General features: G+C 61.6%; 10 protein-coding genes. All 10 read left to right on the top strand.

Going from position 1 to position 13,427, the window contains the following annotated elements:
- Nucleotides 1–28 precede the first annotated feature (28 nt).
- The 10 genes from BB029_RS06405 to BB029_RS06360 all read left to right on the top strand — a co-directional run bounded on the left by BB029_RS06405 (nucleotide 29) and on the right by BB029_RS06360 (nucleotide 13,375).
- Nucleotides 29–1,195, top strand: a complete 1,167-nt coding sequence (locus BB029_RS06405) for an alginate biosynthesis protein Alg44 (protein WP_065938590.1) — start codon at nucleotides 29–31, stop codon at nucleotides 1,193–1,195.
- Between the two features lie 2 nt (nucleotides 1,196–1,197).
- Nucleotides 1,198–2,589: an alginate biosynthesis TPR repeat lipoprotein AlgK gene (algK, locus tag BB029_RS06400; RefSeq protein WP_027604727.1), complete on the top strand. Its 1,392-nt coding sequence runs from the start codon at nucleotides 1,198–1,200 to the stop codon at nucleotides 2,587–2,589.
- Entirely contained in the window at nucleotides 2,586–4,073 is a 1,488-nt protein-coding gene (locus BB029_RS06395; protein ID WP_065938589.1) for an alginate export family protein, read from the top strand. The genes algK and BB029_RS06395 overlap by 4 nt, the downstream gene beginning before the upstream one ends.
- Nucleotides 4,073–5,641 (top strand): mannuronan 5-epimerase AlgG, encoded by a 1,569-nt coding sequence (gene algG, locus BB029_RS06390; RefSeq protein WP_065938588.1) that lies wholly within the window; start codon nucleotides 4,073–4,075, stop codon nucleotides 5,639–5,641. Before BB029_RS06395 ends, algG begins: the two co-directional genes overlap by 1 nt.
- Before the next feature lie 11 nt (nucleotides 5,642–5,652).
- Complete coding sequence (locus tag BB029_RS06385) at nucleotides 5,653–7,101, top strand: alginate O-acetyltransferase (RefSeq protein ID WP_065938957.1); 1,449 nt, start codon at nucleotides 5,653–5,655, stop codon at nucleotides 7,099–7,101.
- An 8-nt stretch (nucleotides 7,102–7,109) separates the two neighbouring features.
- Nucleotides 7,110–8,219 (top strand): mannuronate-specific alginate lyase, encoded by a 1,110-nt coding sequence (locus BB029_RS06380; protein ID WP_083236343.1) that lies wholly within the window; start codon nucleotides 7,110–7,112, stop codon nucleotides 8,217–8,219.
- A 155-nt stretch (nucleotides 8,220–8,374) separates the two neighbouring features.
- Nucleotides 8,375–9,907, top strand: coding sequence for an MBOAT family protein (locus BB029_RS06375; protein ID WP_065938586.1), 1,533 nt, complete (start codon nucleotides 8,375–8,377; stop codon nucleotides 9,905–9,907).
- Between the two features lie 11 nt (nucleotides 9,908–9,918).
- Nucleotides 9,919–11,103 carry an alginate O-acetyltransferase gene (locus BB029_RS06370; RefSeq protein WP_027604733.1) on the top strand — a complete coding sequence of 395 codons (1,185 nt, stop codon included), beginning with the start codon at nucleotides 9,919–9,921 and terminating at the stop codon, nucleotides 11,101–11,103.
- Nucleotides 11,104–11,119: 16 nt separating this feature from the next.
- Nucleotides 11,120–11,773 carry an alginate O-acetyltransferase AlgF gene (locus tag BB029_RS06365; RefSeq protein WP_065938585.1) on the top strand — a complete coding sequence of 218 codons (654 nt, stop codon included), beginning with the start codon at nucleotides 11,120–11,122 and terminating at the stop codon, nucleotides 11,771–11,773.
- 150 nt (nucleotides 11,774–11,923) lie between these two features.
- Complete coding sequence (locus BB029_RS06360) at nucleotides 11,924–13,375, top strand: mannose-1-phosphate guanylyltransferase/mannose-6-phosphate isomerase (RefSeq protein WP_027604735.1); 1,452 nt, start codon at nucleotides 11,924–11,926, stop codon at nucleotides 13,373–13,375.
- Nucleotides 13,376–13,427: the final 52 nt, after the last annotated feature.

Genomic DNA, 13,427 nt, shown 5'->3' with positions numbered 1-13,427 from the left:
CCTGAATTAACCAAGGAATTACACCGTCATGAACAGCCAAGTAAACGCCAACGTTGTCCACGAGTCCGAAGCCCAGCGCCAACATGCCCGGGTCAAAATCCCGGCCAAGCTGCGCTTCTTCAACACTGACCGCACCCAGACCGAAGCGCGGGTGATCGACCTGTCCGCCGGCGGCCTGGCGTTCACCGCTACCCAGCCGTTGACCGTGGGTGAAGTACACAAGGGTCGCCTGCAGTTCGTCATCGATAACCTCGGCCTGGCCATGGATGTCGAGTTGCAGATCCGCTCCTACGACCGCCAGACCGGCCGCACCGGTTGCCAGTTCCAGAACCTCGACGCCCAGGATATTTCCACCCTGCGCCACCTGATCACCTCGCACCTGTCGGGCGACATCGTGACCATGGGTGACGTGCTGGCGACCCTGCAACGCGACAACTTCACCAAGGCGCGCAAGGTCAAGGATGGCGGCAGCAACATGAGCGCCTTCGGTCGCCTGCGCGCCGTGACGTTCAGCCTGGCGATCTTCCTCGTCGGCCTGGCAGCCTTCGGCTTCGTGTTCAAATCGGTGTACGGCATGTACTTCGTCAGCCACGCCCAGGCGGGCCTGGTCAGCGTGCCCGGCATGAACGTGACCATGCCCCGCGACGGCACCGTGCAAAGCCTGCTCAAAGGTGACGCGGTGGCGGCCAAAGGTGCACCACTGGCGACCTTCAGCACCAGCATGCTGGATGTGCTCAAGGGCCACCTGGACGAAGACCAGCTGCAGCCGGCCAAGGTCGAAGAGCTGTTCGGCAAGCAAATGACCGGCACCCTCACCTCGCCGTGCGATTGCGTGGTCGCCCAGCAACTGGTCGCCGACGGCCAGTACGCCAGCAAAGGCGACGTGATCTTCCAACTGGTGCCACGCGGCAGCCAGGCTAACGTCGAAGCTCGCTTTACCTATCGCCAGTTCGGTGACGTGCGCCCAGGCACCCCGGTGAGCTTCCAGGTGGCCGACGAAGAACAGACCCGCACCGGCACCATCGTCAGCAGCACCAGCCTGAACAGCGCCGACCTGTCCTCCGACATCCGCGTCCAGATCAAGCCTGACGCCCCGCTGGACAGCGCCTACGCCGGCCGCCCGGTGGAAGTGACCAGCGACCGTGGCCCATCCCTGAACTGGCTGATCGATAAAGCCATGGCTGCGGGTCTTTAATCATGAGCGCCCTTCGAACCCTGCCGGTGCCCCTGGCGCTGGCCATCGCCCTCGCCGGTTGCGCCGGCCTGCCCGACCAACGCCTGGCCAATGAAGCGCTCAAGCGTGGCGACACCGTCACCGCGCAGCAGAATTACCAGCAACTGGCAGAACTGGGTTACAGCGAGGCCCAGGTGGGCCTGGCCGATATCCAGGTAGGCACCCGCGATCCGGCGCAAATCAAACAGGCCGAGGCCACTTACCGTGCCGCGGCGGATACCTCGCCGCGCGCCCAGGCCCGCCTCGGTCGCCTGCTGGTGGCCAAGCCGGGCTCCACCGAAGCCGAACACCATGAAGCCGAAGGCCTGCTGAAAAAAGCCTTTGCCAATGGCGAAGGCAACACCCTGATCCCGCTGGCGATGCTGTACCTGCAATACCCCCACAGCTTCCCCAACGTGAATGCCCAGCAGCAGATCAGCAAGTGGCAGGCCGCCGGTTACCCGGAAGCCGGCCTGGCCCAGGTCCTGCTGTATCGCACCCAGGACACCTACGACCAGCATCTGGATGATGTGGAGCGCATCTGCAAGGCCGCGCTGAACACCACCGATATCTGCTATGTCGAGCTGGCCACGGTCTACCAGAAAAAAGCCCAGCCGGAAAAACAGGCCGAACTGCTCAAGCAGATGGAAGCCGGCTACAGCCGCGGCACCGTCACCGCCCAACGCGTCGACAGCGTCGCCCGCGTATTGGGCGACGCCACGCTGGGCAAGACCGACGAGAAAACCGCCCAGGCCCTGCTGGAAAAAATCGCCCCCGGCTACCCGGCTTCCTGGGTCAGCCTGGCGCAACTGCTCTACGACTTCCCCGAACTGGGCGACGTCGACCAGATGATGAAATACCTGGACAACGGCCGCGCCGCCGATCAGCCGCGCGCCGAGCTGTTGCTGGGCAAGCTCTACTACGAAGGCAAGTGGGTGCCGGCGGACGCCAAGGCGGCTGAAGCGCACTTCCAGAAAGCCGTGGGCCGCGAAGTGGCTGCCGACTACTACCTCGGCCAGATCTACCGCCGTGGTTACCTGGGCCAGGTCTATTCGCAAAAAGCCCTGGACCACCTGCTGACCGCTGCGCGCAACGGCCAGAACAGCGCCGACTTCGCCATCGCCCAATTGTTTTCCCAAGGCAAGGGCACCAAGCCCGACCCATTGAATGCCTATGTCTTCAGCCAATTGGCCAAAGCCCAGGGCACGCCAGAGGCCAATGACCTGGCCACGCAGCTCGAAGCCCCGCTCACACCGGAACAACGCGCCCAAGGCCAACGCCTGGTGCAACAGGAACTGGCCGCCCGCGGCACCCTGGCCCAGAGCACGCTGCAACTGCACGCCCTGGAAGAAGAAGACGGCGAGGAATCCCTATGAAGCTCAATCCATTCGTGCAGGCCGGCATCGGCCTGACCTTCGCCCTGCTGTGGTCGTGCCCGACCCTGGCCGCGCTGACCGAAGCCAAGAATTTCGGCCTGGAAGTCAAAGCCACCGCGCAGTCCGAAGATGACCGCGACCTCGGCACCCAGAAAGGCGGCGACGTCAACGGCATCGGCCTCGACCTGCGCCCGTGGATCTACGGCGAAAGCGGCAACTGGAGCGCCTACGCCATGGGCCAGGCGGTTGCTTCGAGCGACATCATCGAGACCGACACCCTGCAACAGTCGGCGGATGACGAAAACCAGCAAACCACCAACAACGACCGCAAGACCAAGAAAAACTACCTGGCCATGCGCGAGTTCTGGGTCGGCTACAGCGGCTTCACGCCCTACCCCGGCGAGATCCTCAAACTTGGTCGCCAACGCCTGCGTAACGACGACGGCCAATGGCGCGACACCAACATCGAAGCGCTGAACTGGACCTTCGACACCACCCTGCTCAAGGCCAACGTCGGCGTCGCCGAACGTTTCAGCGAATACCGTACCGACCTCAAGGAACTGTCGCCCAAGGATAAGGACCGTCAACACCTCTACGCCGACGCGTCCTACCAGTGGACGCCGGGCCAGTGGATCGGCCTGCGTGGCCACCACACCCATGACAACGGCAAGCTCGACTACCCGGAACCGGGCGTCGCCACCGACTCCCTGGACAAGCGCGAGAACGGCGACCTGACCTGGCTCGGCATCGAAGCCAACAGCGACGCCTACAACTGGCGCAACACCAACACCGTCAACTACTGGGCCAGCATCACCGGCATGAAAGGCGACCGCGACTCGGTCAATGCCCTGAACGCCGACGGCACCCGCCCGACAGAAGCCAAACGCAGTGATGACGTAAGTGGCTGGGCCACCGACCTGGGCATCCGCCTGCGCCTCGACCCGCAGTGGCAAGTGGGCGCGGCCTACTCCCGCGCCAGTGCCGAGTACGAGCAGAACGGCCTGCAAAGCAACCGTTCGAACTGGACCGGTACCCAGTCCCGCGTGCACCGTTTCGGCGAAGCGTTTCGCGGCGAGATGAACAACATGCAGTCCATGAGCCTGTTCGGTTCCTGGCAGCTGCGCGAGGACTACGACGCCAGCCTGGTGTACCACAAGTTCTGGCGCGTCGACGGCAACAAGCCAGTCGGCAGCAACGGCATCGACGCCGTGCAGAACAACACCGATGACGTCACCGGCGCGATCCTGTCCAGCACTTCCCTGCCCCTTGAAGACGGCAAGAAAGACCTGGGCCAGGAGATGGACCTGGTCGTCACCAAGTACTTCAAGACCGGCCTGCTGCCAGCCGCACTCAGCCAGTCGATCGACGAGCCGTCGGCCCTGGTGCGTTTCCGTGCCGGTGTGTTCAAGCCAGGTGATGCCTACGGCAGCCAGGTCGACTCGTACATGCACCGCGCGTTTGTCGACGTGATCTGGAAATTCTGATGGGAGCCTGCGCAATGAATGCTCAAAGCCTACTCGTCGCGGCAATGCTGATGGCCAGTGCCACAGCGTTTGCCGATACGGCGGCCAAGGCGCCGACCATCGCCAAGGAACTGCAACAGGCCAAGACCTACACCATTTCCAGCCCGCCGACCGCGCCGCTGGAAATGGCCAAGCCAGCCCTGCCGGACCTGTCGGGCTACACCGCCGCAGCCATGGAAAAGAAGATCGTACGCACCAAGCCCGGCAAGATCAGCATCCGCCGCATGATGCAGGAAGACGCCCTCAAGGACTTTATCGGCGGCGACAACAAGATGGCCGAATGGGTGGTGCGCCAGCACGGCATTCCCCAGGCGATCTTTGTCGACGACGGTTACATGAACCTCAAGGACCTACTCGGCAAAGTGCCCAAGCAGTACTTCAGCGAAACCTCGCCGGGCGTGTTCCTCGCCAAGTTGCCGATCGTGGTCGGCCGCAAGGGCATCCTGGACATCGATAAAAACACCCAGGAGCTGCGCCTGTCCCAGGAAGGCGGTTCGTTCCTGATCAACGACGGTCAACTGTTCGTGCGTGACACCAAAATCACCGGTTGGAGCGAAAAGGCCAATGGCCCGGCGCTGTTCAAGTCGCCCAAGGAATTCCGCCCGTTCCTGCTGGCCTGGGGCGGCACCGAGACTTACGTCTCCAAGACCAAGATGGCCAGCTTCGGCTATGCCAACAGTAAGTCGTACGGGGTGAGTATTTCCCAGTACACGCCGAACATGGCCAAAGTGCTCAAGCGCCCTGAGCCGACCGGCTGGATCATCGATTCCGAGTTCTCGGACATGTGGTACGGCTTCTACTGCTACGAGACCACGGGCTTCGTGATCAAGGGCAATACCTACAAAGACAACATCGTCTACGGCATTGACCCCCATGACCGTTCCCACGGCCTGATCATCGCGGACAACACCGTCTACGGCACCAAGAAGAAGCACGGCATCATCATTTCCCGTGAGGTGAACGACAGCTTCATCTTCAACAACCGCAGCTACGACAACAAGCTTTCGGGCCTGGTGATCGACCGTAACAGCGTGAACAACCTGATCGCCGACAACGAGATCTACCGCAACCACACCGACGGCATCACCCTCTATGAGAGCGGCGACAACCTGCTGTGGGGCAACAAAGTGATCAGCAACCGTCGCCACGGCATCCGCATACGTAACAGCGTGAACATCAAGCTGTACGAGAACACCGCCATGGCCAACGGCCTGACCGGCGTGTACGGCCACATCAAGGATTTGACCGACACCGACCGCGACATCGCCCTCGACCCCTTCGACGCCAAGGTCTCGCTGATCGTGGTCGGCGGTGAACTGGCGGGTAACGGCAGCGGGCCGCTGTCCATCGACTCGCCATTGAGTATCGAGCTGTACCGCGTATCGATGCTGGCGCCGACCAAATCCAGCGGCATCAGCTTCTCCGGCGTGCTGGGCGATCGTCAGGAAGAAATTCTCGACCTGCTGGTGCGCCAGCAGAAAGCCGTGCTGATCGACCCTGTCGAACGCCAGACCGAAATGCAGGACTGAGGATGACCCTTATGCACCCACACATGATCAAACTGCTGAGCCTCTCGGGTCTGACCCTCGGCCTGCTCGCAGCCAGCCAGGGCGTGCGCGCCGACGAAATCAAGGCCCCGACCTTCACCGCCGAACCGTGCTGCAGCCTGTGCCCGGCCGCCCACGACGCGAAGAACTACACCACGCGCTACCAGCAGAACTTCACCACCCTGGTCCAAGCCCAGGGCGACTGGCTGTTCCGTACCCAGGAAGACCTGCGCACCGAATTCGACACCAGCCCGGCCGGCTACAAGCGCATGCAACAACTGCACGACGCGTTCAAGGCCAAGGGCGTGGAACTGGTGGTGGTCTACCAGCCGACCCGTGGCCTGGTGAACCGCAACAAGCTCAACCCCGCAGAAAAAGCCTCGTTCGATTTCGACAAGGCCCTGGGCAACTACAAAACCATGCTCGGCCGTTTCGCCAAGATGGGCTACGTGGTGCCGGACCTGTCGCCGTTGACCAACGAGCAACTGCCGGACGAACTGCCGGCCCACGACTTCTACTTCCGCGGCGACCAGCACTGGACTCCGTACGGCGCCCAGCGCACGGCGAAAATCGTCGCGGCCAAGGTTAAGCAGATGCCTGAATATGCCGAGATTCCCAAGCGCGAATTCGAGACCAAACGCTCCGGGCGCATGGGCAAGACCGGCACCCTGCACAACATGGCCGGGCAACTGTGCGGCACCAGCTATGCGATCCAGTACATGGACCAGTTCACCACCGAGCCGAAAGGCGAAGCCGGCGACGGCGACCTGTTCGGCGATTCGGGCAACCCGCAGATCACCCTGGTGGGCACCAGCCACAGTGGCAAGAACTACAACTTTGCCGGGTTCCTGGAACAGGAAATCGGTGCCGACATCCTCAACGTCGCCTTCCCCGGCGGTGGCCTGGAAGGCTCGATGATCCAGTACCTGGGCAGCGACGAATTCCAGAAGAGCCCGCCGAAAATCCTGATCTGGGAGTTCTCGCCGCTGTATCGCCTGGACCAGGAGACCATCTACCGCCAGATGATGGCGCTGCTCGACAACGGCTGCGAAGGCAAGACCGCGCAGATGAGTGCAAGCACCTCGTTGAAACCCGGCAAGAACGAATTGCTGGTTAACAGTTCGAACAAAGACCTGCGTAATGCCAATCACCAGGTTGATATCCGCTTCGCCGACCCGTCGGTGAAAACCTTGCAAGCCACCCTCTGGTACATGAACGGGCGCCACGAGGACATCAAGATCGAGAAACCCGAAACATCCGAAACAGACGGGCGTTTCGCCTTTGAACTGCGCACCGATGAAGACTGGGCCTCGCAGAACTTGCTGGCCGTGGAAGTGCAGGGCCCCGAAGCGGGCGCTGCCGCGCAGAAGGTCGAAGCGAAAATTTGCACACGCAACGTATTCCCAGCGGGCGGTCAACAGACTGCCTCGACAGGGCAATGAGGTTACTTATGCAGAAGTTATGGATTCCATCGTTACTGGGCCTGGCGATCTTCGCCGGTTCGGTCAACGCCGCCGCCCCGCTGCGTCCGCCCCAGGGCTATTTCGCACCGATTGAAGCGTTCAAGACCGGCGACTTCAAGGAAAACTGCGACACCATGCCGACGCCCTACACCGGGCCTCTGCAATTTCGCAGCAAGTACGAAGGTTCCGACAAAGCCCGTTCGACCCTGAACGTGCAGTCGGAAAAAGCCTTTCGCGACAGCACCGCCGACATCACCAAGCTGGAAAAAGACACCAGCAAGCGCGTGATGCAATTCATGCGCGACGGTCGCCCGGAACAGCTCGAATGCACCCTGAACTGGCTGGTGTCGTGGGCCAAGGCCGATGCGTTGATGTCCAAGGACTTCAACCACACCGGCAAGTCCATGCGCAAATGGGCCCTGGGCAGCATGGCGTCGGCCTATGTACGCCTGAAGTTCTCCGACTCGCACCCGTTGGCCAACCACCAGCAGGAATCGCAACTGATCGAAGCCTGGTTCAACAAACTGGCCGATCAGGTGGTGAGCGACTGGGACAACCTGCCGCTGGAAAAAACCAACAACCACTCCTACTGGGCCGCCTGGTCGGTGATGGCAACGTCCGTCGCCACCAACCGGCGCGACCTGTTTGACTGGGCCGTCAAGGAATACAAGGTTGGCGTGAACCAGGTCGACGACCAAGGCTTCCTGCCCAACGAATTGAAGCGTCAGCAGCGTGCCTTGTCGTACCACAACTACGCGTTGCCGCCACTGTCGATGATCGCCAGTTTTGCCCTGGTCAACGGTGTCGACCTGCGCCAGGAAAACAACAGCGCGCTCAAGCGCCTGGGCGACAAAGTGCTGGCCGGGGTCAAGGACCCGGAGATCTTCGAACAGAAGAACGGCAAGGAGCAGGACATGAAGGACTTGAAGCAGGACATGAAATTCGCCTGGCTCGAACCCTTCTGCACCCTCTACACCTGCGCCCCGGATGTGATCGAGCGCAAGCATGGCATGCAGCCGTTCAAGACCTTCCGCCTCGGGGGTGACCTGACCAAGGTCTACGACCCGACGCATGAGAAAGGCAATAAAGGTTCCTGAGCGAACTCGGTAAAACTGTGGGAGGGGGCAAGCCCCCTCCCACAGTTTGAGCCGGTTTCGTCAGTAGGAATGTTGTACCGCCCTCCCCGTCTTTTCGTGGGGGGGTTTGGGGGGGCTCTGGCCCTTGACTGTTGGTTAAACATGGAGAGATCGGGATGGTTTTCTCGTCCAATGTGTTCCTGTTTCTGTTCTTGCCGATCTTTCTCGGCTTGTACTACTTGAGCGGGCAACGCTATCGCAACCTGCTGCTGCTGTTGGCCAGCTACGTGTTCTACGCCTGGTGGCGAGTGGACTTCCTGGCGCTGTTCGCCGCCGTCACGCTGTGGAACTACTGGATCGGCCTCAAGGTCGGTGCCGCCGGCGTGCGCACCAAGCCGGCCCAACGCTGGCTGCTGCTCGGCGTGGTGGTCGACCTGTGCATCCTCGGCTACTTCAAGTACGCCAACTTCGGCGTCGACAGCATCAACGTGATGATGAAGTCGGCCGGCCTGGAGCCGTTCATCCTCACCCACGTGCTGCTGCCGATCGGGATCTCGTTCTACATCTTCGAGTCCATCAGCTACATCATCGACGTGTACCGTGGCGATACCCCGGCGACCCGCAACCTCATCGACTTCGCGGCGTTCGTGGCGATCTTCCCGCACCTGATCGCCGGCCCGGTGTTGCGTTTCCGCGACCTGGCCGACCAGTTCAATAACCGCACCCACACCCTCGACAAGTTCTCCGAGGGCTGCACGCGGTTCATGCAGGGTTTCATCAAGAAGGTCTTCATCGCCGACACCCTGGCGGTGGTGGCCGACCATTGCTTCGCCCTGCAAAACCCCACCACCGGCGATGCCTGGCTCGGCGCACTGGCCTACACCGCGCAGTTGTACTTCGACTTCTCCGGCTACAGCGACATGGCCATCGGCCTGGGCTTGATGATGGGTTTCCGCTTCATGGAAAACTTCAAGCAGCCGTACATCAGCCAGTCGATCACCGAGTTCTGGCGGCGCTGGCACATCAGCCTGTCCACCTGGCTGCGTGACTACCTGTACATCACCTTGGGCGGCAACCGTAAAGGCACGTTGACCACCTACCGCAACCTGTTCCTGACCATGCTGCTCGGTGGCCTGTGGCACGGTGCGAACATCACCTACATCGTGTGGGGCGCCTGGCACGGCATGTGGCTGGCGATTGAAAAAGCCATCGGCCTCAACACCGCACCGCGCAGTTTCAATGTCCTGCGCTGGGCCTTCACCTTCCTGCTGGTGGTGATGGGCTGGGTGATCTTCCGCGCCGAAAACCTCCACGTCGCCGGCCGTATGTACGGTGCGATGTTCAGCTTCGGCGAGTGGTCGCTGTCGGAACTCAACCGCGCCAACCTCACCGGCCTGCAGGTGGCAACCCTGGTGGTGGCGTACGCAACATTGGCGTTCTTCGGCCTGCGCGACTTCTACACCAACCGCCCTGCCGAGAAAACCAAGCCGGCCGACCCGAGCCTGATCAAGGCCGTGCCGGGCGACAACCCGGGCAGCATCCACGAGCCAGGTTTCACCGTTGGCCGTGACGCTGCCGTGCAACCGGCCTACTGGACCGCTGACTGGCCACGCTACGCCATGCGCGCAGCGGTGCTGCTGCTGTTCGTGGCGTCGATTCTCAAACTGTCGGCGCAGAGTTTCTCGCCGTTCCTTTACTTCCAATTCTGAGGGAGCCGACCATGACCCGTTCATTACGCGTCCTCTATATCGGCCTGTTCCTGGTGCTGCTGCTGGCCCTGGGCGCCTGGTCGCTGCGCAGCTTCCTGGGCTTCAGTACCAACGCAGACGCGACCGTGCTCAACGGTCGCTGGACCAAGGCCGTCGAGACCCATTACGACGAGGAGTTCCCGATCAAGCGGTTGGGCACCAACCTCTGGGCCGCGCTGGACTACAAGCTGTTCAATGAAGGCCGCCCTGGGGTGGTGCTGGGCCGCGATCACTGGTTGTACAGCGACGAGGAGTTCAACCCCGCCGTCAACGAAGACCAGAACCTTCAAGGCAACTACGCGCTGGTCGAAGGCGTACGCCAGAAGCTCAAGGCCCAGGGCATCCAACTGGTGATGGCGATCGTGCCGGCCAAGGTGCGCCTGTACCCGGAACACCTGGGTGAAGTGAAACCGGCGAGCATCCACGCCAACCTGTACCAGGACTTCCACGCCCGTGTGGCCGCCGACAAGATCATCGCCCCGGACCTGCTCGGCCCGCTGCAACAGGCCAAGCTGGGCGGCAAGCAGGTGTTCCTGCGCACCGACACCCACTGGACCCCGGACGGCGCGGAAATCGCCGCCAAGCAGTTGGCTAAAACCATCGCCGACAAGACCCCGCTCCACGGCGAGCCGCAGCGTTTTGTCACCGAGGCCGAGAAGACCGAGCCGCATAAAGGCGACCTGCGTCTGTTCCTGCCCCTGGACCCGCTGTTCGAAAACCTGATGCCACCGAAAGAGCCGCTGGAAAAACGCGTCACGCACCTGGCCGAAACCAAAGGCGACGACGCGCTGTTCAGCGACAGCGAAACCCCGGTGGCCCTGGTGGGCACCAGCTACAGCGCCAACCCGAACTGGAACTTCGTCGGCGCCCTCAAGCAAGCCCTGGGCAGCGACGTGGTCAGCTACGCCGAAGACGGCCACGGCCCGATCCTGCCGATGCTCAGCTACCTGAAAAGTGACGACTTCAAGAACAGCCCGCCACAGGTGCTGATCTGGGAGTTTCCTGAACGCTATCTGCCCGTGAACAACGAAATCGGTGATGCCGACCCATCGTGGGTTGCGCAACTTAAACAAGCCGGTTCGCGCCAACAAAACATGGCACTGAACACCCCAGCTAAAAACCCAAAATCCGAGACGCCCGACCGGGCGCAAAACTGAAAGAGAGGTAACTCACATGACTTTCACTACTACTCCGCGTCGTCTCGCTAAGACTCTGGCCCTGGCTGCCGGTATGAGCTTGGTATCCCTGTCCGCCTTCGCCGGTGACGCTGCCTTATACGGCCCAGTCGCACCGAAAGGCTCAAGCTTCGTGCGGATCTACAACGCCTCCAACCAGGAAGTCAGCGCCACTGTCGGCAGCACCAACCTCAGCGACGTAGCCCCGCTGGCCAGCAGCGACTTCAGCTTCATGCCCGGCGGCGACTACAGCGCCAAGGTCGGCAGCCAGACCGTGCCGGTCAAGCTCGCCCCGGACCACTACTACACCCTGGTCAACAACAACAGCGGCCAGCCGCAGCTGATCGAAGAGCCGCCGTTCAAGAACAAGCAGAAATCCCTGGTGCGCGTGCAGAACCTCAGCGACAAGGCCCTGACCCTGAAGACTGCCGATGGCAAAACTGATGTGGTCAAAGCTGTGGCTGCCAAGGGCCGTGGCGAACGTGAAATCAACCCGGTGAAGGTGAGCCTGGCGTTGTATGACGGTGACAAGAAAGTCGGCGATGTGAAGCCGGTTGCGTTGGAACGTGGTGAAGCGGCGGTGCTGTATGTCACCGGCTCGGGTTCGAGCTTGTCGCCAGTTTGGGTCAAGCGCCCGGTGTCGACCCGCTGATTAGCTTTTGAAATTGACGCTCCCCCCTTGTGGGAGCGGGCTTGCTCGCGAATACGGTGGTTCAGTAACAGATGTACTGACTGAATCACCGCCATCGGGAGCAAGCCCCCTCCCACAGGCTCTGACCCAAATTGATTCAAGGAGAAACACATGATCCCAGTAATCCTTTCCGGTGGTAGCGGCTCACGTCTTTGGCCGCTTTCCCGCAAACAGTTCCCCAAACAATTCCTGGCCCTGACCGGCGAGCACACGCTGTTCCAGCAAACCCTGGAACGCCTGGTGTTCGAAGGCATGGACTCCCCGATCGTGGTCTGCAACAAGGACCATCGCTTCATCGTCAACGAGCAACTGGCCAACCGTAAGCTGGAATGCCAACGCATCCTGATGGAACCCTTCGGCCGCAACACCGCGCCGGCCGTGGCCCTGACCGCGATGATGCTGGTCAACGAAGGTCGTGACGAACTGATGCTGGTACTGCCGGCCGACCACGTGATCGACGACCAGAAAGCCCTGCAACGCGCCCTGGCCCTGGCCACCGTGGCCGCCGAGCGTGGCGAGATGGTGCTGTTCGGCGTACCGGCGACCCGCCCGGAAACCGGCTACGGCTACATCAAGTCCACCAACGATTCGCTGCTGCCCGAAGGCGTTAGCCGCGTGCAGCAGTTCGTGGAAAAGCCCGATGAAAAACGCGCCGTCGAGTTCGTCAAAAGCGGCGGTTACTTCTGGAACAGCGGCATGTTCCTGTTCCGCGCCAGCCGCTTCCTGGAAGAGCTGAAAAAGCACGACCCGGACATCTACGACACCTGCGTGCTGACCCTGGAGCGCAGCCAGCAAGACGCCGACACCGTGACCTTCGACGAAGCCACCTTCGCCTGCTGCCCGGACAACTCCATCGACTACGCCGTGATGGAAAAAACCCAGCGCGCCTGCGTGGTGCCGTTGAGCGCCGGTTGGAGCGACGTGGGTTGCTGGGCCTCGCTGTGGGCGGTCAACGATAAAGACGCCAACGGCAACGTCACCAAGGGCGACGTGGTGATCCAGGACAGCAAGAACTGCATGATCCACGGCAACGGCAAACTGGTGTCGGTGATCGGCCTGGAAAACATCGTCGTGGTGGAAACCAAGGACGCGATGATGATTGCCCACAAGGACAAGGTCCAGGGCGTCAAGCAGATGGTCAACACCCTCAATGAACAGGGCCGCAGCGAAACCCAGAACCACTGCGAAGTCTATCGTCCGTGGGGCTCCTACGATTCGGTGGACATGGGCGGCCGCTTCCAGGTCAAGCACATCTCGGTCAAGCCGGGCGCGTGCCTGTCGCTGCAAATGCACCACCACCGCGCCGAACACTGGATCGTGGTCAGCGGCACCGCCGAAGTCACCTGTGACGAGAACGTGTTCCTGCTCTGCGAGAACCAGTCCACCTACATCCCGATCGCCTCGGTGCACCGCCTGCGCAACCCGGGCAAGATCCCGTTGGAGATCATCGAAGTGCAATCGGGCAGCTACCTGGGCGAAGACGATATCGAGCGGTTTGAGGATATCTACGGGCGCTCGACCCCGGTTGAACGTGGCGTGTCGGTGAAAACTATCGCGCAGTAAAACAGTCGTACAAGAAGCCCTCGCCCAGCCCATTGCGTCCCCTATCCGCAGT

It is taken from the genome of Pseudomonas sp. S3E12, from assembly GCF_001702295.1.
Lineage (GTDB): Bacteria > Pseudomonadota > Gammaproteobacteria > Pseudomonadales > Pseudomonadaceae > Aquipseudomonas > Aquipseudomonas marginalis.
This window is presented reverse-complemented; position numbering and strand designations above follow the sequence as displayed.

Coding starts and splice junctions, on each gene's coding strand:
- BB029_RS06405 (WP_065938590.1), top strand. CDS start 29: ATGAACAGCCAAGTAAACGCCAACGTTGTCCACGAGTCCGAAGCCCAG.
- BB029_RS06375 (WP_065938586.1), top strand. CDS start 8,375: ATGGTTTTCTCGTCCAATGTGTTCCTGTTTCTGTTCTTGCCGATCTTT.
- BB029_RS06395 (WP_065938589.1), top strand. CDS start 2,586: ATGAAGCTCAATCCATTCGTGCAGGCCGGCATCGGCCTGACCTTCGCC.
- BB029_RS06380 (WP_083236343.1), top strand. CDS start 7,110: ATGCAGAAGTTATGGATTCCATCGTTACTGGGCCTGGCGATCTTCGCC.
- BB029_RS06360 (WP_027604735.1), top strand. CDS start 11,924: ATGATCCCAGTAATCCTTTCCGGTGGTAGCGGCTCACGTCTTTGGCCG.
- BB029_RS06370 (WP_027604733.1), top strand. CDS start 9,919: ATGACCCGTTCATTACGCGTCCTCTATATCGGCCTGTTCCTGGTGCTG.
- algK (WP_027604727.1), top strand. CDS start 1,198: ATGAGCGCCCTTCGAACCCTGCCGGTGCCCCTGGCGCTGGCCATCGCC.
- BB029_RS06365 (WP_065938585.1), top strand. CDS start 11,120: ATGACTTTCACTACTACTCCGCGTCGTCTCGCTAAGACTCTGGCCCTG.
- algG (WP_065938588.1), top strand. CDS start 4,073: ATGGGAGCCTGCGCAATGAATGCTCAAAGCCTACTCGTCGCGGCAATG.
- BB029_RS06385 (WP_065938957.1), top strand. CDS start 5,653: ATGCACCCACACATGATCAAACTGCTGAGCCTCTCGGGTCTGACCCTC.